The organism is Lysinibacillus parviboronicapiens, assembly GCF_003049575.1.
Lineage (GTDB): Bacteria > Bacillota > Bacilli > Bacillales_A > Planococcaceae > Lysinibacillus > Lysinibacillus parviboronicapiens.
Map to the genome: position 1 here is coordinate 1 of NZ_PYWI01000032.1, position 26,260 is coordinate 26,260.

A 26,260-nucleotide genomic window follows, 5' to 3' on the forward strand; every position below is an offset into this window, starting at 1 on the left:
TGTTGATCTAATGAAAACCTTTCACACAATTCATTGATTGAATAGTGACCTTCTTCGTACAATTGAAGGATATGTAGTTTTAACTCGAGTGAATGTTTACTTCGCCCCATAAAAATGCTCCCCTTAGGTAAACAGATTTTATTTTTTAATCTGTCTACCTAATAGGGAGCATATCACTGTGAGTACCTGGTCTTTTTTTGATTTGTTAATTACTGGATTGAATTAATGAATCTTTTATAAATTAGGATTTTCTCTGTGAAGTTGCCAATAAAGTTGAACTATGTAATTCTAACATTTGATTCGAACTTTTTTCATGTCTTTGGTTGTATCGATAAAGAGTTCTAGAAAACTCTACAAAATTTGTGATAAGTAAGTTACATGTTTTCTACTTCAAAGAACATTTAAATAGGGCAGTAAAGTATTTAAGGTTTGAGTTTAAAATTTTGTTACTTAGATAAAGATGGAATTATAAAGTAGAAGTTCATGCTGATAATTGGAAACTAACACTTTTTAATGTGAAGACTTGGGTTTTAAGGGGGATTTAAATGTGGGGAATATTGGTTTCCTACTTTCCAGAATGGAAAGTATTTATGCAGGGCTTTATTGTATTTTTCATTCCTTACATTATTTCAAGAGTGTTTAATTGGATTAGTACATCAAAGGAAGATTGATAAATATGAAATGGTGGAAATCAAAGATCAAACAAAAACTTGATTTTGAAAACCAAAAAGAAAATGCATTAAAGTATGCGGAAGAGTCATCAAATGAGTCATCAAATCAATTTACGGGCGATTATACCGTTGATCTGGAACTTGTGAGGAAAGAAATTGGTCACAACTGGGATGTGCAATTTAGGGAATTTCAAATAGGGAACACAGGTGTTCATGCGGTAATCATCTTTGTTAATGGGCTGTCAGATAAAGAGCTTATTAACAACCATATTATGAAATCACTTATGTTGAGTTTTTCTGAAAAATCCTATGATGATCCATCATTTGTGAAAGGGGCCGTTTCAAAAGAGCTTATTAAAAATCAAGTACTTTCCATTAGTGAATTAACAGAAGTATATGATTTAAAAGGTTTAGTGTCCAAAGTATTGACAGGCTCAACTGCACTGTTAGTTGATGGAATGTCGACTGTGCTAATTCTAGGTACAACCAAAGGGAAATCGCGAAATATTGAAGAACCAGTTTCAGAAGCATTAGTTAGAGGCCCGCGAGTTGGTTTTACAGAAACGTTGAGTGATAATACTGCTCTTTTACGACAACATGGTGATACTCGAAACTTATCGATTATCAATTTTCAAGTAGGACGACGTACAAAGAAAGAACTTGTTATCGTCTATATGCAAGAGATTGCTGATCCTAATTTGGTCGAAGAGGTTAAGAAAAGAATTAAAAAAATAAATATTGATGATGTTCCAGAATCAGGCTATGTAGAACAATTAATTGAAGATAATTACCTTAGTCCTTTTACACAAGTACAGAATACAGAGCGCCCCGACCGTGTTTTTGGTGCCTTGATGGAAGGACGAGTAGCAGTCTTGTTGGATGGAACACCTTTTGCATTGATCGTTCCAGTTACTTTTAGCATGCTGTTGCAATCACCAGAAGACTATTATGAGCGTTGGTTACCTAGTTCCCTTATCCGCCTATTACGTTATCTAGCAGCCGCTATTTCGCTTTTAGGACCCTCCTTGTATATTTCGTTTGTGTCATTTCATCAGGGATTGATTCCAACCAAATTAGCATTTTCTATGATGGGAACAAGGGAGGGTGTTCCGTTTCCTGCCATAATAGAAGCACTGATAATGGAAGTAGCAATCGAAATTTTGAGGGAAGCGGGTCTTCGCTTGCCTAAACCCATTGGCGCAACAATGGGGATCGTCGGTGGATTAGTCATTGGGGAAGCTGCAGTGCAAGCAGGGATTGTTAGCCCAATTATGGTGATAGTAGTTGCTTTAACTGCCATCTCTTCCTTTGCCATCCCTCAATACAGTGCAGGGATTACATTACGTATGCTTCGTTTTGGAGCTATGTTTTTCGCTACTATGTTTGGATTATACGGAGTTGTTTTATTCTTCCTCTTCCTTTGCAGCCATTTGGTGAAATTGAAGAGTTTTGGTGTACCTTATGTAAGCCCTACGGTTCCTTATCGAGCAAGTGATTGGAAAGACTTTATGGTTCGCATGCCACTTATGATGATGAAACGTCGTCCGAAGATGCTGCATACGAAAGATTCTATTCGTAAAGATTAATCACTATGAAAGGAAATAAGCCAATCATGCTAATCAGTTCAAATGACAAAATTACTACCTCCCAAGCATTAGTTATCCTCGTTAATTATATACTTGCAACTGGAATTCTGACTCTACCCCGCACATCTGTAGAGCAAGTCAAAACACCGGATGTATGGATTAGTGTATTTTTAGGAGGACTTATAGCGATGATTGTCGGGGTAATTATCGTGAAATTAAGCCAACAGTTCCCGGAAAAAACTTTTTATCAATACAGTCAAGATATCGTGGGAAAATGGATGGGAAGGGTTCTTAGTTTACTTATTATAGTTTACTTTTTTACAATTTCAGCATTTGAAGTTAGAACAATGGCGGAAGTAACAGGTCTTTTTTTACTGGAAGGCACCCCTACTTGGGCTATTATCATGCCTTTTATGTGGGTAGGACTCTATTTGATTATTGGTGGAGTAAACCCGATTGCTCGACTGTTTGAGATTATATTCCCTATTACGATTGTCATTTTTTTGATTGTAACCTTTATGAGCTTAGGAATATTTGAAATAGATAATGTCCGCCCAGTACTAGGGTTAGGAATGTTACCAGTGTTAAAGGGAATAAAGACAGCTACACTTGCATTTTTAGGCCCTGAAATTATGCTACTCATTGTAGCGTTTATGAAGAAGCCGGACAAAGCCGTGAAAGTAGTTCTAGTTGGATTATCCATCCCTTTAATATTTTACGTCATAACAGTTGTAATGGTGATAGGAGCCTTATCAATCGATGGAGTGGTTATGAAAACATGGCCGACGCTTGAACTTATGCGAAGTTTTGAAATACCCGGATTGATTTTTGAACGCTTTGAGTCTTTTTTACTTGTGATTTGGATTATGCAAATATTTGCTACCTTTACTATCACCTTTTATGCAGCTTCTTTAGGGCTGGCTCAACTCTTCAAAAAAAATATTCATCCATTTATGTATGGCTTGCTACCGATTATTTATATCATTGCTATGATTCCAAAAAATATCAATGACTTATTTAAATTTGGAGATATGATTGGTAATATCGCATTATTTTTATTTGGTGTACTACCACTAATGTTACTGCTAATTTCAAAATTGAAGGGTCGAAAAGTATGAAACTAAATTATTATAATATACGGCTCCTCCTAGGTTTGCTTTTATTTCTGATGATTCTTCTACTTACTGGATGCTGGAGCAGTAAAGAAATTGAAGATTTAGGTCTTATTGTTGGCACAGCGTTGGATATAGAAAATGATGGGGGTTCTTGGGAGGAACAAGATGGCGAGTATTCTAACAGAGATCTGATAACTATAACCAATCAGTTTGTTACTTCAGAGACTATCGGTACTGGAGCAAAAGAAGGCTCAACACAACAAAAAGCTTACAAAAACGTTTCTGAAACAGGAGATGCAATACTCCCGACCTTACGAAATATGATATTGAAAATAGACAAACGTGCTTTTGCTGAACATTCAAAAGTACTAGTCATCGGAGAGGATCTTGCAAGTACTGTGAATATGCAACAGCTTTTGGATTTTTTTCTTAGAGAACTAGAGATAAGACCAAGTAGTACAATCCTAATTGCGAAAAACCGAGCGAGTGACACGCTAGAATCGAAAGAAACAGTTGAAATTCCAGCTTTCCAACTCGTAGAAATTATAAAAGGTTACGAAAGAACCACAAAAATTTTGCCTCCCATGACATTTGCGAAATTAGACGGGAAATTACATTCAGGATCTAGTTTTCTTTTGCAAAACGTTGTGTCAGAGAAAGGAGAAGTGAAATTTGCAGGAGCTGCCGTAATTGAAGGAAAGACGAAGAAACTAATCGGTGTTTTAAATAATAAGGAATTAGAGGGTATAACGTGGATCACCGGGAAAGGGAAAGGCGGATTGGTTAAAAGCTTGGATGAAGAAACAGACCAACCAATTATTTACGAGGTATTATCAATGAAAAGTAAAATTATACCTCATGTAGATGGGGACAATATCTCATTTGATGTCAATATTGAATCTGAGGGAAGAATTGCTGAACACTGGGTTCTCTCAGAGAAACCATTTAATAATGAATTTCTCAAAAGGGCAGAAAAAGTTAGCGAAAAAGAAGTGGAACAGTTGGTGAAGAATACATTAGATAAAATCCAAAAAGAATATCAAGTAGACGTTTCTGGATTTGGAAACAGGTTGAGAATAGAGTACCCTAAAGTATGGAAAAAAGTTAAAAAAGATTGGGATCAAACATTTAGTGAGGTTCCAATTAAGTGTAAGGTGAAATTAACCATCAAAGACTATGGGACGTCAGGTTATTAAGACCTTATAATATTGTAACATGACATTAGTCGATTATGATTAATGTATTCTGGCTTGTAGCTTGATGATGAAGTGAGGTAGTAATGTGGTGACCAATTTCTCTTTATTGAAAAAGTAAGTAATTCCACTGTACTCCAATATTCTTAACTCATTTATCCGGTAGGAAAATTATTCTCAGTATAATCTCTATCTGATTCCCAATACTAAAAGTGTTTAGAGTAAAAGGAAGGAGCTTACTTAATGAGGTTTATAACATGGTGTATAATAGGAATAGCTGTTTTTTATGTAGTTAAAGGGGTAAAGAAAGGTACTTTTCCACAAGTAACAAAAGAAAACTTTAACGAATTAAACTCACGGTACACACAAGAAGAACCAATTACTCGTATGAATCAACATTTACAAGCTGTTGCTAACAATCCCTTAACCGGTAATTTTCCAACTCAGAATGGCATTTGAATACTCAAATGCTTATTGAAATAAGCGCCTAAAAGTGAATAGGAAAATCGTTTATATAGGCATTTTATTATTTAGTATTATCTAGAGAATTTAATTTATACTTGGAAATGTTAACTAGAGTTTAAAGAAGTAAAAACAATACGAATACTTGAAACAACAAAGTCTTGGTATTTAAACAAGCACATGGAATGTATGAATCGATGTTGGTTGAAAGTGGACAACTTATAAAATTGTCTAGAAAAGATTAGCAAAATATAAATAACCAAGGCTCATAATTTGACTGAGTCTTGGTCTTTTTTGAATTTGCCTTGGGGAATTTGTCTATGAAGCGTATTAGCTCCAATAAAGAGGGAAATAGCACCACTAATTCTCAAAACTAAATTTTTCATCATAGCATCATCGATCGTTATGCCTTTTAGTAAACTACCAAATTATCATAAACCCTATATACCTCATTATGCTGCCTCCTTATAAAAAAGCCACCCCATTTATCTAGATTGGATTTTCCATTCTGTTTTTTCTTTTATGTGCAGCTCTCAGGAGGTGAGCGAACTACATCTAAATTTACCCTTAATTGTTTGTAATCCTATCAATCGCTTATTCCATCTCTTCAAAACTAGTATAGATAATGCCATTCTTGAGCGGAATGGAATACTATTGCCTAGGTTGTTATCATTACAAAAATCCTAACATAATTTCGCCTTGGTTAATATTAGAATTTAAAGAAGAATAGAATGGAAGGACGTAAGAATGAAAGGGGATGAGAATGGTTGTCAAATTATGTACAGCATGCAGTATTTGAACATAAGTTTTGGTTAGAAATATTGAAAGACCATGGTCAATTTATTCATGATTCTTTGTATCCATCAGAGGTGGAGGATATTAACACAGCAAATTCATTTATTCATCAATTTGCCCAGTTACTCGCTTTTGCGAATACACTGAATGCTTCCGATGTAGCCGTTACCTTTGCACTTACTGTTGATGAGACTGTTGAACAGTTCAAGCAATTTAAGTTTCATATTCTTAGACGCCAATTATCAGGGAAAATTGGTATACATTTAACGCCTACCTTTGTCAATCATATGGTCAATGAATTAGAGGAGTATCAAAATGTTCTCAGCTATTTGAAAAAAGGTGAAATCCCCCCTATTTTCATGAACTACATCATCACTTAGTCTGGCTTTTAGATGCATCAGGACATGCTGGTGTCATCAATGATGAGTTAGATGGAGTAGAAAAAAGACTGAAACAAAAGAGTAATACGTTTGCCCAACATTTCGAACAATTTTATTTAAAGGCAGTAGAGTTAACGGGTTATTTACGTTCCAATATCCAGTCATTTCCTGCATTAACACGCTTTAATAAAGATGTAGAGATCGAAATGACTTTATTTAAAGCCTTTTTACAGGAGTTAGAGGAAATGGACCTAAGCGCTGAAGTATTAGGAACATTCACAGCTCCAATGGCAGATCATATGTGGAGGGAGGAACAGTATTATTTAATGAAGCTTGCCCATGCAAGTGGTGGAGAAGTATAAAGTTCCAAACTTTAAAGAAATCTTTAGAATAGACTGCTTTGCAAATATAGCATTAAAAACACAGATAGCCTTACTGTAAGTCATCAAATAACCAGGTGCTCATTTATAGTGAATCCCAGGTTATTTGATGACTGTTTGCGCGCTTTTCTCTATGTCGTTCGGGATATATCCGTGTAACCTTTCGGCAGTATCATGTGCTTACTTGTGCGTTCAATGAATAGAACGGTTTTCAGAAATTGTGACCTGCTGTGTGCCTTTTTGAACAGTTAAAAAAGCTTGACCACTTTCAATTAACACACTGCTTGAGTAAATTGCAGAGAATGCTAATTTAGTAATTCTTGGTGTTCTTTTGACAATATTCTAGCGATTTTATAGCTTTGATTTCTCTCTCGACTGTAAGTGAAACTTTAGTAATTTGATTATTGTTTTATGGTCTAATACATCTATACTAATAATTAGTAATGAAAAATGAGGTGAGAAAGTTGGACAAAGTTTCATATTTTATCGTCAATTCTTTTACTACAGAACTTTACAAGGGAAATCCAGCAGCCGTATGTTTACTAGAGTCAATAATTCCTGCGTTGACCATGCAGAAAATAGCTCAAGAGATACCTGTACCAACAACAGCTTTTATTCAAAAGGCGGATAATGTCTTTTTTCTTAGATGGTTTACGCCAGAAATGGAAATCCCAATTTGTGGACACGGAACAATAGCTGGTGCTTTTCTACTCTGGCACCAAGGAATTTTGCCAGTAGAATCTTCTATTACATTCCAGACTGTAAGTGGGTCCTTGCAGGCAAATTGGTTTAATGAAATGGTTGAAATAACGATTAAGAAGTATCAGTTAGAAGAGATTGAATGTCCCTATGAACTTGAAGAATGGCTTGGCACAAAACCGACATATGTAGGGAAAACAGACTTGGATTATATCGTGGAACTAAGTCATGAAGAATATATTGCAAATTTTCAACCTGATTTTCCTGCCATGAAACACTTTCCAGTGCGCGGCGTGTGTATTACGAGCATGTCTCAAGAGAAGGGCATCGATATTGTTTCTAGATTTTTTTCTCCAGCACAGGGCATTGATGAAGACCATGTAAATGGTTCTACTCATGGTGCGTTAGGGCCTTACTGGTGTAAGAAATTATCAAAAGAAAGTATCGTTAGCAAACAGCTCTCAAAACGTGGTGGGTTATTATATGTTACACCAAAAGTAAACGATGTAGCTATTGCAGGTTCAGCGGTTCTGATATTAGCGGGGGAAATATTAATATAAACCTTAAAGTTGAAAAAGCTGTGAAAAGTCCACTACGTGATGGGGATAATTTTATTGATAGTTTTTTCGGCTCCGGCTTGCCATCAAAGTTAGTATTCTATAACAATCTTCATGTCGGTTCTGAAGATGGATGACTCAAAAACAGTATAAGGGTTATAAAGGAGGACATTGTCTTGGCAATCGGACATTCAAATGCTGAGCGGGCAGCATTTGAATAGGCAACATCTGTTTCTAAAAATGACCTGAATTTTTAAACTAGACCAAGAACTATTAAACAAAGATATATGTAAAAAAGATCAGTACTCATTTGGGAGCCTGATCTTCTTAAACGAAAGTTATTCTTTCATTGTTATTAAAATATCTTTTTCTTATCCTTATCATCTTTTAATATTTCCACAGCTTCTCTAAAGCGTTGAGAATGTACAATTTCTCTTTCTCGTAAAAATTTCAAGCTATCATTCAAGTCGGGATCATCAGACAAATCAATTATCCACTGATACGTGGCACGAGCTTTTTCTTCTGCTGCAATATCTTCATATAAATCAGCAATTGGATCTCCTTTAGCTTGGATATAGGACGCTGTAAATGGAACACCTGCTGCATTCTGATAAAACAATGCCTTATCGTGATTGACATAATGGTCACCAAGACCAGCTTCCTTAATTTGCTGTGGCGTTGCGTCCTTTGTAAGTTTGTATATCATTGTTGCAATCATTTCAAGGTGGGAAAATTCTTCTGTAGCAATGTCAGTTAGTAGGCCAACAACTTTATCGGGGATTGTATAGCGTTGATTCATATACCTAAGAGCAGCAGCAAGTTCCCCATCTGCACCACCATATTGTTCAATTAGATATTTGGCTAGCATAGGGTTACATGTACTTACTCTCACAGGATATTGAAGCTTCTTTTCATAATACCACACTAACGATTCCTCCTATCCAGCTTTTCAAATTACTTCTCACACTTGCCACGGCCAAGGCGTATCGATCCAGTTAAAAGGGTAATTGGAAAAACTTCTCCCAAAATTCATAAGAGGTCCAAACTTTTGCTCGAAATCAATTTTTAATTTCATACTTTTTTCCGCATTTTCGTTAAATTGATTGATAGCTTCATAATCATGAGGATGTGTATCTAGATAAAGATTTAATTCCACTATTACAAAATCAATGGCCTGTATTTCCTCTAAGAGCTGATAAAACTCAGGTGGCATTTTCTTAGTCACGTTTATCCACTCCTTTATGCGGATCTGGGTAGGGGCTAAAAAGTTGTGGCCACAAAGTGCCGAACTTTAAAGCCTCCTTTGGTGAACTGAATTGTGGAAGCCCGTAAGGTTGGAATCCTAAATAAAGCTGAGGAGGCGTGGCATAACTTTTAACCTCTATAGGCTTACATGGATCATACGGGCTTATATAAGGTCTCCAATATTTATATTGAGTAAACATAGAAAATCCCCCTTTCTATTTTCAAATACATCAATTGAGTATATGAATAACATGTTTTATTCATGTCCATATTGAAAAATCGACATTGGTTCAATGAGGAAGTCGCAAAACAGGTCTTTAAAAATAAATGTTTAGTGTTCTATTAATTGGGAATATAAATAGTGAGCTAGTCAAACAGCTCAAAAAAATATTAGGAGGAATTAATAATGGCTAACAAGCAGAACAATCGCAACAGAAACAACAATGAAAACATGACTGTCGAAGAAGCGGGACGTAAAGGCGGAGAAGCTACCTCCAACAATCATGGTCGTGATTTTTATGAAGAAATTGGAAGTAAGGGTGGGGAAGCCACTTCTAAGAATCATGATCATGAATTTTATGAAGAGATTGGACGCAAGGGTGGAGAAGCGCGTGCTAATCAACGTGCAAACAATACCAATGGAAATATGACTGAATCAGGACGAAAAGGCGGCGAGAGTCGTAATCGTCGCAGTAACGATAATAATTAAGAATTTTTAATATTGTATGAGGATGCTAGAACTATTGTAAAAAGGTGTTTGTAGTTAATAACTACAAACACCTTTTTTGCATTTTATAATACCTTATTCACTCTTGATGAAAAAGAATAAAAAAGTTGAATTTACATAAAAATTAGTATATATTAAATCAGCTTTAGTAATATTTTGTTATTTCATCACAGTATTATCAAGAGAAATGAGGAAGAAATTAAATAATGAAAAAATATACAGTGGACTGCATTTATGATTTGATATTATCTGTATTGTCTGATGTTGGCATGAATATAACATTAAAACAAGATAATTCCGGCATAAATATGAGTTATAATTTTATTGGGGACTATGTTAGTTTTGATTCAAAAAGGCTTATCGAAGCCCATAAAGAAATATTGCTACCGCTTCCACTTGAGGTATACATTAAAACAATTACCTTGCATGAATTAGGCCATGCCATTGACCGTCAAGCATTACAAGAATCGCTGATACGAACACTTGAAATATATGAGATGAAGAAGCAATATTCATTTAAAGAAATTTATAATAATGATAGACTTTTAACTATGATTTTAGAAGAACATATAATGAATATTAAATTTGAAGAAACTGCATGGGACAACGCAGAGCAGCTTAATAAAGAAGTACATCTAGTAGATATGAACGAATTTGAGGTCATAAAGGCTCATAGCCTCTCAACTTATAGAAAACTCTATCAGGAAGATCTAAATTTATATAACGAACTATTTAATCATAAAGTTTTACAGTTAGCATAATAAGCAATGCAATAGTAATTCAAATCCTGAGATTCCTATTTTTGGAGAGATAGATGTTTTGGTTCGTCACTTAAACGAGCAAAAATGGAGCAATCTTTCAATAGACTAACTATATCAACAGCGGAACGATGCAGTAAGGAGATATGTCGAGAAATTACTTAGCTCTAACAGAAAAGTCAGTTTCTCACTAATTGAACTACACCCCAATTGTTAGACACCACTAACCATTGAGGTGTAGTTTTTTTATGACAAAATGTAAAGAGGCAAATTTTTAATTTAACTTTTCGTTTTCTGGTTCCATATGTATTAAAATATGGGCTTTATGAAAATGATGTTGAATTTTGTTTTCTATACGGTCACAGAGTTCATGAACGGTCTTTATATCCTTATTTGAGGCGACAACTAAGTGAAAATCGATATACTCCTCAGCGCCGGAGCGTCTAGTGCGGAAATCGTGATACTCAATATACTCCTCTTTATATAATTCAATAATTTGCATGATTTTTTCTTCCTCGTCAGCGGATAATCTTGCGTCCAGTAATGGGGGGAAAGATTCTTTCATTAATTTAAAAGCTTCTACCATAATAAAACATGCTAACACTATACCGATGATGGGATCTAAAATATACCATCCTGTCAAATGAACTACTAGTAGACTAAAAGCGACGCCCAACGAAGTATAGACATCTGTCAGTAAGTGTAGTGCATTGGATTTCATGGCTACGGAATTGGTTCTTTTAGCAGTTCTATAGACAATTCTTGAAACAAAAATATTTATGATAGCTCCAAATAGCATAACAACAATACCTAGGAGCGGGAGTTTTATTGGAGAGGGTGCAAGCATCTTGTGAATACATTCATATATAATCCAAATCCCAGCTACAAATATTAATAGGGTTTCGATTGTACCAGAAATATTTTCGACTTTACCATGTCCATATGGGTGTTCTTTATCTGCCGGTTTATTGGCTATTCGAACTGAGAAAAAAGTGATTAACGAGGCCATTAAATCCAAAAATGAATGAATAGCTTCCGATAAAATAGCAACCGAACCAGTAATAAGTCCGACAATAATTTTAAGTATCACTACAAGAGAATTGCTTATAACTGATAAAAAAGCAACCTTTGAAGAATTCATAATAATTCACTCCCTAAAAAATCTAAACTTATGATAACAGGTCAATATCGTGTAGGTCTATGGCAACGTTTTTGCCTGCTCACTAGTAAATTAGGGGGGAGAAAAAGAGTTGCCCTAAGCAAAAATAGAAACCACTTAGGGAGGATTTTAGTGTGTTATTTACAGAGCGAAACGTTTGGACGTAATGGGGCAGTATTTTCTGTTGAAATGGAGCAAAAAAGCCCTATTTTAGCGAAAATAAAAATAGCTGAATCTTTACGCTATAAAAAAGAGCGCAAACTTTTGCGCTCTCTCCTACTAACGACGATGCTCTACAAGGTCAATTGCACCTAATACTATGTGGGCTAGGCCAAATCCAAAAATAGTATTGGCAAACATTTTGTTAGAACCATGTTTCTGTTTCAAAATGTACCCAGTTGCAGTAACAGCTGAACCTAATACAGTTGGGATTAAACCTTCACGAATATTCATAAAAATCCCTCCATTGTAGTTAGTAATTGGTGAAATGTCACCACACTTAATTTGGCCGGACACATAAAAAATATGCAAAGCTGTGAAAGTGTAAAATTAATATCGTGTTGAAACTTGAAAAAGCATAATAAGCTATTTCCAAGATGACATTCAATAGTGAGGGTATGTGAATAAAAGTACATCAGAAGTTGATTTTAAAAGTCCGGCTACATACTTTAATGATTTCTTCTTGTCAGTATCTTAATAAGCAAGCCAAATATACCTATTCCAAGTAATGAGCCAACTGCAAACGACCATGAAAAATAATCAAACAGGAAGAATACGATAATGAGCGCTAACACATAGCCAAAATTAAAGCTCAGCAAATATTTTTTTATGTTCATTTCATCACTCCATTTATACATCTTTTTAAATCTTCGTTATAGGCAATTTTGAGGGCTCTAAGTAAAACGTTTAGCTACAAAAGATAGCAGTATTTTTAATCTAGTCCAAGAAGAGAACGAATTACATAATATTAGGGAATATAATCACTCAATAGCAAAGGTAATCGTGGGTAGCTATAGTGTGAAATAGCTTGCGAATCTCGCCTCATACAAAAATAACCGGTTACCTTCATGCTTTTGCATGAGGTACGAATGGGGATTGTTCAGTATAGTAATAGATATAGATGGCAATGGCAAAGGAGATTAGTCGATGAGGATTACCAAGGTGAAGTTATTCGCATATGATTTACCCAACATGAAAAAATTTTATTGTGAAAAATTAGGTTTGGTATTGTTAACGAGCAATGATAGTTTTTTTGAAATAGCAGTTGGCAAAAGCATTCTCACATTTGAATGGATTCCTACTGCGATTCAAAAGCAATATCACTTTGCATTTAATATTCCGAGCAATTTATTTGTGCAAGCAAAGCATTGGGTAAAGCAACGACTCGAAGTTTTACAATTAGATCAACAGGATGAAGTATATTTTGAAGCACTAAAGGCACATTCTCTTTATTTTTATGATCCAGAGGGGAATGTGGTAGAGCTTATTGCAAGATGTGAAGTAAACCCTAAAAATGATAGTGATTCATTTTCATCAGAACATTTACTTAATATTGGGGAAATAAATTTAACAACAGATTCTATACAGGCAGTCGCGGCTCGCATAATGGAATATGGTATCTTACCTTGCTTTGGTGAAGAAATTCGTACAGACGCACTTACTTTTATAGGGAATTATCAGGATGGCGCAAATATTTTATTAGGACCTAGTAAACGGAATTGGTATTTTTCAAATAAAGATGCAATTGTCAGTCCACTCACCATTGAAGTGAATAGTGCGTTGCAATTAAACATGACAGAACATGGGGAATTTATGATATTAAAACTATAATTTTAACAATGTCGTTTTCCTAACCTCTAGTCATGTTATTTTAGCCAAATTTCCTTAATTTTTGTTGTGTTAATATATATCGAAATGTATATTTATACAAAAAGAGATGGGGAGATACTATGAAGTATGAATTATGTAAATCAAATCCTTCCTTTGAAGAGTATAAAAATTTACATCAAACAACTGGCTGGAATGTAAAAGGGCTTTATACTTATGACCAATTGTATCAAGCAATTTGCAATAGCTGGTTTAGTGCATCAATTTACGATGGTATAACTTTAGTAGGCTATGGAAGAATTATTTCGGATGGTATTTATCAAACCTTTATCTGTGATGTTATGGTACATCCCGATTATCAACGACAAGGGATTGGCTCACAAGTAATGGAATCTTTATTGGCGCATTGCAAGCAAGAGAACATAAAATGGGTTCAATTATTTTGTGCGAAAGGCAAACAACCCTTTTATCAACAGTTTGGTTTTACTGAACGTGATCTAGATGCGCCAGGGATGATGGTTTTTTATGATTAAAATGCACACATAAACTTTATAAAAGGGGTTAAACGTTTTGAAGACAAAATGTATTAAGATTTATGAATTTGGTAGTCCTAAAAATGTACTGAAATTTGAAAACAAAACCATCAAACCGCCGAAAAATCACGATATCCTTGTTCGTATGTTAGCACGTCCTATAAATCCTTCTGACTTGATACCGATTTGGGGTAAATATGCTCATCGCATTGCTTTACCGAATACTCCAGGTTATGAAGGAGTGGGGGTTGTAGAAGCGGTAGGCCCACTTGTTTCACAAAATTTGCTTGGACAGCGTGTGTTACCATTACGCGGTGAAGGCACTTGGCAAGAGCTTGTTCAGACAAGAGCTGAATTCGCAGTGCCTATACCTGATTCAATGGATGATTTTACGGCCGCACAGATGTACATTAACCCAATGACGGCTTGGGTGATCTGTACGGAAGTTTTAAAACTAACACCTAAGGATATCTTATTGGTGAATGCATGTGGGTCTGCGATTGGACATATTTTTGCTCAATTAGCTAAAATAATTGGCTTTCATTTGATTGCCGTAACACGAAATCCTAAACACACGAGAGATTTATTGCAGCTTGGTGCTTCGTATGTAATAGATACCTCAACAGTGAATTTGTGTGAAACTGTTATGGAGATAACAAATGGCCAAGGTGCAGATGCAGCCATAGATTCCATTGGTGGTTCGGCGAGCAATGATCTAGCTTTTTGCGTACGCCCTAGTGGTAATTTTTTAACAATTGGTCTTTTATCGGGCGTACAAGTAAATTGGGGAAATATTGTTAATGTTGCCCATGTTCGGGCAAATATGTTTCATTTACGACATTGGAATAACCAGGTATCAACAGTAAAATGGCAAGAAACGTTTCAACAGCTAATAACACTTGTGGAAGAACAGAAATTAATGATGCTGGAGATGGATGCACAATATGATCTACTAAACATTCACAAAGCTATAGATGTACTTGAATCTCCTAAAAAAACTAAGGGGAAAATATTTTTAACGAGCTATTAAGTGCTGTAGAATAACGAAGGAAGTAAATTATCTTCCTTCGTTTTTAGCATTAAAATAGATCGGTCGATAAATAGCGTAACCCCGTATCAGGAAGGATAGCAACAATACGTTTCCCTTTGTTCTCAGGCCGCTGAGCCAGTAATGTTGCTGCATATAAAGCAGCACCAGAGGACGTGCCAACTAATATACCATCTGTTTTCGCAACGGCCCGTGCTGCCTCGTAAGCTTGTGCAGTTTCCACTTCAAGCACTTCATCAATAATTTCAAGATGGACATTTGAGGGGACACGAGCTGCATCAGCATCAGAGAAACGATGAACACCTGTAATTTCAACGATATCAGGATTTTCCACCGTAGCGATGGAATTTACGGCCGGCTCTACACCAATAATTTGAATGGCTGGATTTTTGGATTTTAAGAAAGCGCCTGCACCACTAATCGTGCCACCTGTACCGATAGAGGCAACGAAAATATCAATTTGACCAGCAGTATCTTCCCAAATTTCTGGTCCAGTTGTTAGTTTGTGTATGTTTGGATTGACATCATTGTCCAATTGATTTAGAAAGACAACATTTTCTTCTTGCTCTACAACGATTTCTCTAAAAACTTTGATTGTTTCCACAAAATCGCCTTCAGTTTCTTCAAATGCAGCTACCATTTCTGGAACATCCGAAAATGGCACTACCTCAGTACCATATGCTCTTACTACTTTTGTGCGTTCTTCGCTCACACCATCCTGCATATAAATGCGTAATTTATAGCCCTTCGCCGCTGCAATTGCTGCTAATCCAATTCCTGTATTGCCACTTGTCGTCTCGATAATTGTTTTATCTTTCGATAAAAGACCACGAGCTTCTGCATCTTCAATCATTGCTTTTGCAATACGATCCTTCACACTATTTGCAGGATTAAAATATTCCAGTTTTACGATGATTTCTGCCTCTAGCTGTTGTTCTTTTTTGTATTGATTAAGCGCTAATAGTGGCGTATGTCCCACTAATTCTGTAATCGACTGCTTAATTTTATTAGCAACAATTTGACTCATCCAACCATCCCCTTTTTAATTATCCCACTTAACATACCTGTATAGTAAGAATTGAAGATATCTTATCATGACTAATTTGGCTGAGCAAGAAAATCCATGATAGAAAGAATAAAAAAGCTGATAGAAAAAAATTATTGCTAACAGTTAGTACTTTTGCCTGTCACAGATGGCTATCTTTTTATTGTGATGCTTCCCTGTATTATAAATCGGCCCAATAGGTAGCAGTAAATCATAAAAATTTAGTTAATCATCGTAAAAACCATTAGATTGGTAATTTTGGAAAACTAGCAAATAAGTTATGATAAGAGGAGTTGAGTGTATGTGGGGGATGGCAACAAATGAAGGAGACAATTGCTACAATAACGACTATAGCACAAACCAAAATTAAGATGATGAAGCAAAGACCGAGCACTTATTTACTGCAAGCCATATTTGGTGGGCTCTTTATTGGCTTTGGTATTTTACTCATCGTAACAATCGGCGGTTTATTTGAGCCATCAGGTGTACCAGTATGAAAGTTGTGCAGGGTCTCGCATTTGGTGTGGCCCTTAGTATGGTCATGATGGCTGGAGCAAATTTGTTTACAGGAGATAACTTAGTATTGACGATTAGTACATTAGAAAAAAAGTCGTCACCATTAGAAATGATTAGTATTTGGACGTTTAGTTATCTAGGAAATTTTATCGGTTCACTGTTCGCTGCGATGTTGTTCGTTTATGCGGGACTTGCGATGGGAGATACGGCAGCTTATATCGAAAAAATGGCAACGGCCAAGATGACTGCAGGATTTGTGGCGCTTTCATGCGCGGCATTTTATGTAATCTGCTTGTTTGTTTGGCAGTATGGTGCAACTATAAATTGAAAACAGAAATCGCAAAATTAGCGATGATTTTTAGCTGTATTTTTCCATTTATTACGTCTGGATTTGAGCATAGTATTGCTAATATGACACTCTTTAGCCTAGCACTTATGGTGCCACATGGGGACCTTGTATCTATGAGTGGCGCCATAGCTAATTTAATTCCAGTGACGATTGGCAATATCATTGGCGGTGCCATCATTGGCATTGTGTATTGGATGAACATAAGATGTGAAGGGGATTAAAATGTTAGCTATATTGATGTGTTTCTGTATGATATGCTATAAAATATTGGGAAATAAGGAAAAAATAAAAAGGCTGTCGATCAAGCAAATAATCGCAATAGGAGTGCTTTATACCATTATGTTTACCGTTGCATTCTGTATCATTTAAGGCGGTGGGAAACTACTGAAACGTTATGTGCAGTGGATACTTTTAAAGTCTCTGCTTGCTGATGTAATCATTATAGTCGCTTGGATGATTAGCGGTATATTATATGACAAGATAAACCCAAAACTATTACATTCAAAATAGGAACTGTATATAGTCTATAGAGGGAGTGAATGATGTGGAAAAAATAACTCAGTTAAAACAAGCTATTCAAAGGTTGAATGAAGCGGATGCAAAATCGATGCTGTTGTTATTGCTGGTAAATAGCAGTTTGAATGAAGAAAAGTTACAAGATATACGACAATCCATTTTAAAGTTCGGGGATAAGCCTAAAACGAGGGATGTGCAAACGATGCACATCGTTTTTGGTGAATCGCCAGCTGGAAGTCTAAAAGCTGCTTTTCGCAATACAGACTATACCAATACGGAAGATATTATTATGCTGCCAACAAACTTTTCAATTGGTCCATTGAAAGATTTACATAAGGTCTCTGGTATCGAGGCTTGATTTGAGTGGTTCCAAGAACGCTATAACTCTGAGGATGATGGGCTACAATTATATAAAAGTTCTATGTTCGATATTGTGGAAAAAATAAAGAATATTCCCCCGCATCAGCATATCGTTATTTGGACTTGTCAAAATGCCCATGAGCAAACGGGTTTACGTCTCGTTTTAGCAATGTTGGAAAATAAGTTAAATCCCGTGTTTGTTCTGGATACGTATACAGCATTTCATGAAATTTATAGCCTCCCACATTTAGCGGAAGATAACTACCCAAGATCGTCTGGTGAAGTTAGTTCAGAGGATTTGTTAAGCTTTTACGAACGGTATGATTTACGACCATTACAGCAGGCGAAACGACAAATATTATGTGCGGAAGGCTTGCGAATGCTTGCAGATGATGACTATTTAATTCGGTCATGGGAACATCATGAGCTATGGCAAAATACAAATGAGGATTGTGATGATGCGTTTATTATTGCATGTGCAAAGCGATTAGAGAAGGAAGAGGGCAACAAGAAATTTCGAAAATCGGCCCGTTTAATTGGCGAGGTAATGGGGCATATGGAGCAATATAGAGGAGATGAGTGGATTGAATATCGATTACGCTGTTTAATCAAGCAAGGTGTTTTTATGCATAAAGGGGATTTAAAGGCCATGCGCTATTATGAAGTGAGATTGCCGGATGCTACTTGATAGATTCATTTTCTGAAGTTTTGATTTCCCTAAAAATCATAGATAGAATGACTAACAAGTACTTTTATATAGAGATAAGGAGTGGTAACTTATGATGATGCTTTTGTTTTATTAATACGAGCTTAGCAGAATAAGCTCGTATCGATCCTAGCTATCGATACGAAATACTACATTTCGGAGGTAGCGAATATGGAACAAATATGCTTGGAATTAGAAAATATTGAAGTGACATTTTTGGAGAAAGAAATCATAGCAATAGATCGTTTAGCAGTACATCAATTTGATCGCATCGGTATTGTGGGCGATAATGGGGCCGGGAAAAGTACCTTAATGAAATTACTTGCAGGGAAGCTTCAACCAACTCGCGGACAAGTTAGGCGATACGTCAATCCAGGGTATATCGAACAAATCGAAGCACCTACAATGACAGAGGCGGATGGGACGTTGCTTAGCAAATTAGCTGTTCCAACTCAAACTAACCAACTAAGTGGTGGAGAGCAAACAAGACTAAAATTAGCACAGCTATTCACACATTACTATGAGGCATTGCTATTAGATGAGCCAACTACACATTTAGATCAACAAGGTATTGCCTTTTTACTAGACGAGCTTTGCTATTATTACGGGGCACTTGTATGTATTAGTCATGATCGAACATTTCTAGATCAGATGGTGACAACGATTTGGGAAGTCGAATCAGGAAAAGTGCGGGTTTACAAGGGCAACTATAGTGATTATAAACGACAAAAACAGTTGGAACGAGAGCAACAAGAACAGGCACACGAGCAATTTATGAAGGAAAAGGCTCGACTAGAAAAAGCGGCTCAGGAGAAAATGAAAAAGGCTGAGAAAATAGCACAGGCTGGTAAGTTGTCGCGTAAGGAATCGAAGGCGATGGCCAATCGTATGTTTGAAACAAAATCTAAAAGTACAAGTCAAAAGGCCGTCTATAAAGCAGCAAAGGCTATTGAAAAGCGTGTAGACAAGCTACAAAAAGTTGAGACTGTCAAAGAGCAGAAGAAAATTGTTTTTAGACAAGTACCTGCTCTTGAATTGCATAACAAGTTTCCAATTATGGCACAGCACTTAACACTACAAGTAGCAAATAAGGTGCTGCTACAAGATGTCAACTTCCAATTACCGCTTGGTCAAACGATTGCCATCACGGGTCCTAATGGCAGTGGTAAAAGTACATTACTTTCACATATGGCGAATTATGGAGAGGGTTTAATTATTTCACCAAAGGTTAAAATCGGAATTTTTCGTCAAATGAGTTATCGATTAGAACAACAAGAAACAGTCCTGCAATTTTTGAAGAAGCGTTCAGACTATGATGAGGGGATGCTGCGTAGTGTTCTTCATGCAATGCAATTTGTAGGAACCGATGTCCAAAAAAGTGTTCTTGCATTAAGTGGCGGAGAAGCGATTCGTTTGCAACTTTGTCAGTTGTTTTTGGGTGATTATAATTTATTATTATTAGATGAACCTACAAATTTTCTTGATATTCATGCCATTGAAGCTTTGGAACAGTTCATCATGGCGTATGAGGGCACGGTTATTATTGCATCGCACGATCAAGCAATTATTAAAAACGTTGCGGATATGCAGTTTCAACTAAGCGCTCAAAAGCTACAACGAGTATAAGCATTAATGTTACAATAAAAAGTGAGTCAATGGGATAGAAGGAGTGAAAAAGATGTTAAAAACTGAAGTTTTCGAACAACTTAAAAAGGCGATGAGAGAAAAGGACGTATTGGCAAAAGGTGTGCTAACTCTTGTGAAATCAGCGTTAGATTTGGCAGAGAAGGAAAAGGGGGAAGCCCTAACACACGATGAGGAAATTGCCATCATCAATCGTGAAGTGAAGCAAACTAATCAGGCATTGGAAGGCGCACAAAATGCCGGTCGTGCAGACTTAATTGAAAAAGAGCAAGCGAAACTAGTGTTACTAAAATCATTCCTGCCAAAACAATTAACTGAAGTAGAAATTGCTGAAAAACTAACGGCAGCGGGAGTTATCTCGGGCATGAATATGGGAGAAGCGATGAAAATTGCTAAACCACTGTTAACGGGTCAAGCAGAAGGTGCTGTTATTTCAAAAGTTGTAAAAAGTTTAATCTAACAACTATATTGCTTCACCTTCAGGAAACGATAAAGTTTTACATTCAAACACAAGGGATAGCCAGCTACACTAGCGGGTTATCCCTTCTTCCTTCTCTAATATTTGTTATTATAATTTAATTTGTTCGTTGTCAATTAAATGAGAAAAATTTATACTATTAATTAACCACTGGTTAGTTAGGGAGGGTATCATGTCACCACGTAAGCCATCAGCACATGAACTGACGCAAGAAATGATTGTAGAAGTAGCACATAAACAGTTTACCGAAAAAGATTTTCAACAAGTTTCCATGCGTAGTATCGCAAAAGAGCTTGGTTGTAGCCATGGGGCAATTTACTATCATTTTAAAAATAAAGCGGAATTATTTTATGTCATTATTGGTGCGTATTTTACGCAATTAAATAAAATTTTAGATGACACTGTGAATGGAACTGAAGATTATGAAACAAAACTTTATAATGTATTTATAGGCTTTATGAAGTTTGGTTTAAATCATCAAAGCCAATATGAATTGATGTTTATGGTGAGAGATGTTGAAATAGACGGTCTATCACAAGAGGCTGCAAATCTTAGCTATGAAAAATTTGCGCAATCTCTACAAGCTCTAGCTACAAATAAATTATTGGTTTCAGATATTCATTCTGTCTTTATTGCGTTACATGGTTTTGTTTCACATTATCGACATTATGTGAAAGACTATGAGGAAGCAAGAGAAGCTGTAAATGTACATGCTAAATTTCTTGTCAAAGCATTAACATAAGGAATGTAGGCTCTAGATTATGTGAATTTGGAGTTTGCTTTTAGCATTATTTGACCGGTGGTTAATTAAAGGGGGAATGAAATGTGAAGAAAGCATTAGTAGTGGGGGCGTCCGGTGGAATGGGCTATGCACTTGTTAACGAATTAGCTGCGAGAGGTATAGAGGTAGTGGCTTTCGCTAGGGGTAAAGAGAAGTTGGTAGCCCTTTTTCAACAGCAACCGAATGTGACAATTTATTCAGGCGATGTATTCAATGTAGAACAGCTAGAGAAGGCTTCCCTTGGGGTAGAGGTTATTTTTCATGCAATTAGCTTTCCCTATCAAGAATGGGAAGAAAAGCATATGCGGTGCTTAAATATCCTAATTAGGGTTGCACAGGCACAACAGGCGAAAATCGTACTTGTAGATAATATATATGCATATGGAGAGCCAACTACAAGCGTTGTTACAGAAGACACAACGAAAGACCCGCAAACGAAAAAAGGAAAAATTCGCTTAGCTATGGAACGCACATTAATGGACAGTAATATACCATCATTAATTGTTCATCTGCCTGATTTATATGGTCCAAATGCTGAAAATACAATTTTATACGGAATGTTAAAAAGCGTTGTAAAAGATAAAAAGGCAAATTATGTGGGGAACATGCAAGTGGCGAGAGAATTCCTTTATACATTTGATGGAGCGAAAGCAATGGTTGAACTTGCTCTACGGACAGACACATATAATCAAAATTGGCATGTGCCAGCTGTTCACACAATTACTGGAGAACAACTAGTGTCGATTTTACGAGACATTACTGGCTACAAGAGAGAGGTTCGTTCAGTTTCGAAAGCAATGATTGGACTGTTAGCCATCTTTTCACCATTTATGAAGGAAATGAAGGAAATGATGTATTTAACAGAGCAGCCTGTCATATTGAGTGGGGAAAAATATGAAAAAGCTATAGGTACTTTACCACAAACGCCGTATAAGAAAGGGCTTCAAGAGACATTGTTATGGTTGAAGGAGAGGGAGCAATAACAAATCAATTTTCAATAGAAATACATTGAAAACAAAAAAATGACTTTGGCAGATGCGCTCAAAGTCATTTTATTTGCTATAGCTTAAATTTTTGTATGATATTGCGTAACTGTTGTGCCATTTCAGCTAAATTATTCGAAGAAGCAGTAATTTCCTCGATACTAGCTGACTGTTCTTCTGAAGCGGCAGCAACGCTTTGAATATTTCCAGATGCTTGAACAGCTACAACACCAACTTGCTCTACAGAACTAGCAATACTGCTAACCCCGTTATTTATATTGGAGATGATGTTGTTAACATGGTCCATATCTTGGGTAAGTGCTGTAATATGAGAAAAAATTTCTCCAAAGGCTTCGCCTGAAGCATTAAAGGAAGTAGTACTTTCTTCAAGATTACTGCTACTAATCGCCATGGATTTCACAGCTTGAGTAGACTCCTCTTTAATCGTATCAATCCGTGAGCGAATACTATTAGCAGCTTCTAGAGATTGGTCAGCTAGTTTACGGACTTCTTCAGCTACAACAGCAAAACCTTTACCGTGTTCACCAGCACGTGCTGCTTCTATCGATGCATTCAATGCAAGTAAATTCGTTTGGTCTGTAATTTGAGTAATTAATGCTACTATATCGCCGATCTCATTCGTGTATGAACTTAAACGCTTCACAACATCTGAAGTCGCATGAATTGCATCGGATGTTTCATCCATCTTCTGTGTAGCACTTTGAATTGTTGTATTGCCCTTTTCTGCAATAGAGGATGCACTAAATGCCTTAGTCGTTACATCATTGACGCTGGATACAACCTCTGACATTTTTGTGGAGATGGCTGTAATATGATTTTCAACCTCTTCAATGGAAGTTGTTTGCACTTCTGAGCCACCTGCTACCTCCTGCATAGAAGAGGTAATTTGTTGAATGGATGCGCTTGTTTGCTCCGAGCTAGCAGATAATTCTTCTGACATTGCAGCTACCTGCTCAGCATTTTCACCAATTTGGTAGATAAGAGAACGTAAATCCTCGGTCATATTTTGAATACCGTTAGAAAGTTGTGCAATTTCATTTGAGCCACTGATTTGCAAGGGCTGAACAGATAAGTCACCTTGTGCCACTTTACCAACATAACCAGTCATATTTTTGATTGGTTTTGTAATGCCAATGCTAATGAAATAAGCCACAATGATACCAAATATCACAAAAATAACAGTCATAATAATACATAACCAAAGAGTCTGAGTTTGAAGTGTAGAAATGAATGAGGCATCCATATCTAAACCAAACAGAATATTCGTATCTTTAAAAGGAATAAAAATCGATTTATGGATACCAAATTCATCTTTATAAATATCACTAACTTGAATGTTACCTTTGTCTAAAGCAGTATGCATTTTATCATCAAAAACATAATCTGCTTTGTAACTATCTTGATTACTTAAAGCTACAATATGTTCCTTGCCTTCTGCACGGGAAAGCACATAGGCATTTTCTATATCATACTTTTTGATTGTTCTATTTAAATCATCTAATACTTTTTGATATTTTTCCTGACTGCCATTATCTGCTGCTATGACATCAGTTTTTTCTATATCATCAAAAATCGTACCAGATACAACCTCTAAGGAAGATTCAAACTGTGTAATAACAAAATCATCAATTATTCTATAGGAAACAGCAAATAATACAACGCTAAATATTACTGATATTATAGCGATTGGAATGGTAAAACTTGCAATATATTTATAGAGTAACGAACTCTTTAATTTAGTGACTATACTCAATTTGTGATGCCTCCAATACTTTTACCTTTTGTTGCAAGAAATGGATGATGTTGCTAATATGTTCCGTCTCAGTATAAGGAGAAATTGAAAAGAATTTTGCTGCAGCAACCGGTATTTGTTGTTTAGTATCACTAGCGCTAACAGTACATACACGTGTTGTATCACCGAAAAATACTTCGTCGCGGCCTTCTCCTAAAATTTCAAATAAAGAAGCGTTTATAGCATTTATATATTCTAGCTGATCTTGTGTATAGCTACCTGCTTGTTCAGAGGCCCAATTAAAGTCTTTAGGATACAAACGATAGGCTGTTACAGGACCAATATTTGCTTCATTGACTACTTGTATCATAGGAAGTTTTTCAGCTAATTGCTTACGGAAGGCTAAATTTACACGCACATAATTAGCTAAGATTTGTTGGTAGCCTTCTTTTCCGAATGCTTGCAAAGCAGCATAGATTGCAATGGAGCTGCCCATTCGAGAACACTCTAATGTATAACCTGTATGATATGAACCATAGCCTCGATTGCCTACATATGGTGTATCAAAGTCATCGATGTCCAGTAATCGTAAATTTTTACCTTCTTTTATTAAGAATAAGCTTGTTAAATAAGGAGTTTGTCCAAGCTTTTGGAAGTCAAAGCAAAGGCTATCGGCAATGGCAAGATGTTGCATACGCTCATGAATTTGTAGTAGACCTTGTAAGACATCCTCTTCAAAATGAAGCGGGTTTTTCTTGAAATCGTAATCATTGAAGAAGGCATAGAAGCCACCTAGTGCTGAATCAGCATGTATATGTATTGATTGTAAGTCGTACTTTTTCTCAAGGTTTGTCGTAACTTCTTTGATTGCTTGTACATCATCAATGGCGAATTGATCTGTAGCACCTGTAGTAGCAACTACATAAACAGGGATGCCACCATTTTCAATAACCTCTGTCATGCGAGCTTGCAAATCTTGAACATCCATTGAATGATCTTTCCCAGCCTTCACACGAATTAAATGCTTGCTACCAATACCAACTGCTTCAATCGATTTTAATAAGCTGTAATGAGCATTTTCTGAGGCAAAGCAATATAAATTATTTGGCACACCCTCTTCTTTGGCCTGAGGGAATTGTTTAGCAATAGCAAGTCGTAGCCCGCTGAATACAGCACCTTGTCCGCCCCAAGTTGTATAACCAAAGCTTTGTGTAAAGTCATAACCTACTAACTTCGACATCATCGCAACAACCTTAACCTCACATTCTGCTGCAGCTGGCCCGTAAACATCCCACAGATTGTTCCCGTTTAGTAAGGCATTTGTAAACTGACCTAATACGCCAGGAATGCTTGCCATTGGTAAAACATTCGTAACAAAGTTGCGTGTATGGTAAGGATGTCCTTGCATCAGTTGTGTTAAATCGTCAACGACTTGATCAAGGCCTACTCCTGATGTTGGTACTTGGTTGTCCTGCATCAATTCTTGATAAAAATTGGCAGAGCGCTCTTTCATCGGGCCAAGTGTTGTTTTTTGGGGATTCTTTAAGTTATCTAATGAGGTTACAATTTTCTCTAATAGTGAAAGAAAATTCTCTCTTTGTTCGATATTTCCATCTTCACTCTGGAAAAGTTGCTGAATTTGTTTCATTTTCATCATCCTTTATAGTTCATATTTCGCTAGTGTGTCTGGGATAATAGGACATTTTGCTAAAATTATAATAACATATTATTTAAGAAAATATATTAATGTTTGCCTGAAATATTAAATTTTGACATTTCTTAATAATCTAACTAATTAGAGAAGGATGATTTAGAAAGAACAGTAATGATGATAAAAAATTTTTTAGCATGAGGGAGTAGCGGTTTTTACTTAAAAAGGGGAGGGCGACGACTTACACTCACTTCAGATACCTTAATTCTAAACCAACGATAAGTTTTAAACTCAAAGTTGATTACAATAATTTTATTGAGAATATTATTATCTGATTATTAAC

27 protein-coding genes and 2 pseudogenes are annotated in these 26,260 nt (G+C 36.2%); 20 read left to right on the plus strand and 9 right to left on the minus strand.

Annotated features, from left to right (window positions below):
* Positions 1-676: 676 nt before the first annotated feature.
* The 6 genes and pseudogenes from C9J35_RS19440 (at position 677) to C9J35_RS19465 (ending at position 7,841) form a co-directional block, all read left to right on the plus strand.
* On the plus strand, positions 677-2,257 hold the full coding sequence (locus tag C9J35_RS19440; RefSeq protein WP_201262091.1) for a spore germination protein: 1,581 nt from the start codon (positions 677-679) through the stop codon (positions 2,255-2,257).
* A gap of 26 nt (positions 2,258-2,283) precedes the next feature.
* Positions 2,284-3,375: a spore germination protein gene (locus C9J35_RS19445; RefSeq protein WP_107926081.1), complete on the plus strand. Its 1,092-nt coding sequence runs from the start codon at positions 2,284-2,286 to the stop codon at positions 3,373-3,375.
* A complete protein-coding gene (locus tag C9J35_RS19450; protein WP_107926083.1) occupies positions 3,372-4,568 on the plus strand; it encodes a Ger(x)C family spore germination protein in 1,197 nt (398 codons plus the stop codon). The genes C9J35_RS19445 and C9J35_RS19450 overlap by 4 nt, the downstream gene beginning before the upstream one ends.
* 240 nt (positions 4,569-4,808) lie before the next feature.
* Positions 4,809-5,024, plus strand: a complete 216-nt coding sequence (locus C9J35_RS19455; RefSeq protein WP_054768534.1) for a hypothetical protein — start codon at positions 4,809-4,811, stop codon at positions 5,022-5,024.
* Between the two features lie 770 nt (positions 5,025-5,794).
* Positions 5,795-6,564 (plus strand): annotated as a pseudogene (locus tag C9J35_RS19460) (DUF2935 domain-containing protein).
* 473 nt (positions 6,565-7,037) lie between these two features.
* Positions 7,038-7,841 carry a PhzF family phenazine biosynthesis protein gene (locus tag C9J35_RS19465; RefSeq protein WP_235616380.1) on the plus strand — a complete coding sequence of 268 codons (804 nt, stop codon included), beginning with the start codon at positions 7,038-7,040 and terminating at the stop codon, positions 7,839-7,841.
* A gap of 352 nt (positions 7,842-8,193) precedes the next feature.
* On the opposite strand, the gene C9J35_RS19470 is transcribed toward C9J35_RS19465, so the two are convergent.
* Genes C9J35_RS19470 through C9J35_RS19480 form a run of 3 tightly spaced genes read right to left on the minus strand, consistent with a single transcriptional unit; the run spans position 8,194 to position 9,283 of the window.
* Positions 8,194-8,763 (minus strand): manganese catalase family protein, encoded by a 570-nt coding sequence (locus C9J35_RS19470; protein WP_054768533.1) that lies wholly within the window; start codon positions 8,761-8,763, stop codon positions 8,194-8,196.
* Positions 8,764-8,799: 36 nt separating this feature from the next.
* Complete coding sequence (locus tag C9J35_RS19475) at positions 8,800-9,063, minus strand: spore coat protein CotJB (RefSeq protein WP_107926087.1); 264 nt, start codon at positions 9,061-9,063, stop codon at positions 8,800-8,802.
* Positions 9,056-9,283, minus strand: coding sequence for a spore coat associated protein CotJA (locus tag C9J35_RS19480; protein WP_054768532.1), 228 nt, complete (start codon positions 9,281-9,283; stop codon positions 9,056-9,058). Before C9J35_RS19480 ends, C9J35_RS19475 begins: the two co-directional genes overlap by 8 nt.
* Positions 9,284-9,489: 206 nt before the next feature.
* On the opposite strand from C9J35_RS19480, the gene C9J35_RS19485 reads away from it, so the two are divergent.
* Positions 9,490-9,792: a KGG domain-containing protein gene (locus C9J35_RS19485; protein WP_054768531.1), complete on the plus strand. Its 303-nt coding sequence runs from the start codon at positions 9,490-9,492 to the stop codon at positions 9,790-9,792.
* 224 nt (positions 9,793-10,016) lie between these two features.
* Complete coding sequence (locus tag C9J35_RS19490; RefSeq protein ID WP_107926088.1) at positions 10,017-10,571, plus strand: integrase; 555 nt, start codon at positions 10,017-10,019, stop codon at positions 10,569-10,571.
* A 271-nt stretch (positions 10,572-10,842) separates the two neighbouring features.
* Here C9J35_RS19490 and C9J35_RS19495 read toward each other — a convergent pair whose 3' ends face one another.
* The 3 genes from C9J35_RS19495 to C9J35_RS23755 form a co-directional block, all read right to left on the minus strand.
* Positions 10,843-11,709, minus strand: coding sequence for a cation diffusion facilitator family transporter (locus C9J35_RS19495; RefSeq protein ID WP_107926090.1), 867 nt, complete (start codon positions 11,707-11,709; stop codon positions 10,843-10,845).
* A gap of 297 nt (positions 11,710-12,006) precedes the next feature.
* Entirely contained in the window at positions 12,007-12,180 is a 174-nt protein-coding gene (locus C9J35_RS19500; protein ID WP_010861235.1) for a hypothetical protein, read from the minus strand.
* A gap of 215 nt (positions 12,181-12,395) precedes the next feature.
* Positions 12,396-12,563, minus strand: coding sequence for a hypothetical protein (locus C9J35_RS23755; protein WP_167396013.1), 168 nt, complete (start codon positions 12,561-12,563; stop codon positions 12,396-12,398).
* Between the two features lie 310 nt (positions 12,564-12,873).
* Here C9J35_RS23755 and C9J35_RS19505 point away from each other — a divergent pair, with 310 nt between their 5' ends.
* From C9J35_RS19505 to C9J35_RS19515, 3 genes are all read left to right on the plus strand, one after another.
* Positions 12,874-13,557, plus strand: coding sequence for a toxoflavin lyase-like VOC family protein (locus C9J35_RS19505; RefSeq protein WP_107926092.1), 684 nt, complete (start codon positions 12,874-12,876; stop codon positions 13,555-13,557).
* Between the two features lie 119 nt (positions 13,558-13,676).
* Positions 13,677-14,087 carry a GNAT family N-acetyltransferase gene (locus C9J35_RS19510; RefSeq protein WP_107926094.1) on the plus strand — a complete coding sequence of 137 codons (411 nt, stop codon included), beginning with the start codon at positions 13,677-13,679 and terminating at the stop codon, positions 14,085-14,087.
* 37 nt (positions 14,088-14,124) lie between these two features.
* Positions 14,125-15,117, plus strand: coding sequence for a zinc-dependent alcohol dehydrogenase family protein (locus C9J35_RS19515; RefSeq protein ID WP_107926096.1), 993 nt, complete (start codon positions 14,125-14,127; stop codon positions 15,115-15,117).
* Between the two features lie 49 nt (positions 15,118-15,166).
* Here the strand turns inward: C9J35_RS19515 and C9J35_RS19520 are convergent, their stop codons facing one another.
* A complete protein-coding gene (locus C9J35_RS19520) occupies positions 15,167-16,162 on the minus strand; it encodes a PLP-dependent cysteine synthase family protein (protein ID WP_107926098.1) in 996 nt (331 codons plus the stop codon).
* Between the two features lie 338 nt (positions 16,163-16,500).
* Between C9J35_RS19520 and C9J35_RS23955 the strand changes: the two genes are divergently transcribed.
* The 9 genes and pseudogenes from C9J35_RS23955 (at position 16,501) to C9J35_RS19550 (ending at position 22,513) form a co-directional block, all read left to right on the plus strand.
* Positions 16,501-16,677, plus strand: a complete 177-nt coding sequence (locus tag C9J35_RS23955; RefSeq protein WP_201262093.1) for a formate/nitrite transporter family protein — start codon at positions 16,501-16,503, stop codon at positions 16,675-16,677.
* Positions 16,674-17,024 carry a formate/nitrite transporter family protein gene (locus tag C9J35_RS24600; protein ID WP_201262094.1) on the plus strand — a complete coding sequence of 117 codons (351 nt, stop codon included), beginning with the start codon at positions 16,674-16,676 and terminating at the stop codon, positions 17,022-17,024. Before C9J35_RS23955 ends, C9J35_RS24600 begins: the two co-directional genes overlap by 4 nt.
* The gene (locus C9J35_RS24605) at positions 16,964-17,266 is read left to right on the plus strand and encodes a formate/nitrite transporter family protein (protein ID WP_201262095.1); all 303 of its coding nucleotides are present in this window, start codon (positions 16,964-16,966) and stop codon (positions 17,264-17,266) included. Before C9J35_RS24600 ends, C9J35_RS24605 begins: the two co-directional genes overlap by 61 nt.
* A gap of 497 nt (positions 17,267-17,763) precedes the next feature.
* A pseudogene (locus C9J35_RS24350) lies at positions 17,764-18,117 on the plus strand (DUF1835 domain-containing protein); the annotation flags it as partial.
* Positions 18,091-18,609, plus strand: coding sequence for a DUF3658 domain-containing protein (locus C9J35_RS24610; protein WP_268807937.1), 519 nt, complete (start codon positions 18,091-18,093; stop codon positions 18,607-18,609). The pseudogene C9J35_RS24350 and the gene C9J35_RS24610, both read left to right, overlap by 27 nt.
* A gap of 189 nt (positions 18,610-18,798) precedes the next feature.
* Complete coding sequence (locus tag C9J35_RS19535; protein ID WP_107926100.1) at positions 18,799-20,253, plus strand: Msr family ABC-F type ribosomal protection protein; 1,455 nt, start codon at positions 18,799-18,801, stop codon at positions 20,251-20,253.
* Positions 20,254-20,305: 52 nt separating this feature from the next.
* Positions 20,306-20,731 (plus strand): GatB/YqeY domain-containing protein, encoded by a 426-nt coding sequence (locus tag C9J35_RS19540; RefSeq protein ID WP_107926102.1) that lies wholly within the window; start codon positions 20,306-20,308, stop codon positions 20,729-20,731.
* A 190-nt stretch (positions 20,732-20,921) separates the two neighbouring features.
* Positions 20,922-21,491 carry a TetR/AcrR family transcriptional regulator gene (locus C9J35_RS19545; protein ID WP_054768527.1) on the plus strand — a complete coding sequence of 190 codons (570 nt, stop codon included), beginning with the start codon at positions 20,922-20,924 and terminating at the stop codon, positions 21,489-21,491.
* 83 nt (positions 21,492-21,574) lie between these two features.
* Positions 21,575-22,513: an SDR family NAD(P)-dependent oxidoreductase gene (locus C9J35_RS19550; RefSeq protein ID WP_107926104.1), complete on the plus strand. Its 939-nt coding sequence runs from the start codon at positions 21,575-21,577 to the stop codon at positions 22,511-22,513.
* 76 nt (positions 22,514-22,589) lie between these two features.
* Here the strand turns inward: C9J35_RS19550 and C9J35_RS19555 are convergent, their stop codons facing one another.
* Both C9J35_RS19555 and C9J35_RS19560 read right to left on the minus strand, forming a co-directional pair.
* Positions 22,590-24,287, minus strand: coding sequence for a methyl-accepting chemotaxis protein (locus tag C9J35_RS19555; RefSeq protein WP_107926106.1), 1,698 nt, complete (start codon positions 24,285-24,287; stop codon positions 22,590-22,592).
* Positions 24,271-25,914 (minus strand): pyridoxal phosphate-dependent decarboxylase family protein, encoded by a 1,644-nt coding sequence (locus C9J35_RS19560; protein ID WP_107926108.1) that lies wholly within the window; start codon positions 25,912-25,914, stop codon positions 24,271-24,273. Before C9J35_RS19560 ends, C9J35_RS19555 begins: the two co-directional genes overlap by 17 nt.
* Positions 25,915-26,260: the final 346 nt, after the last annotated feature.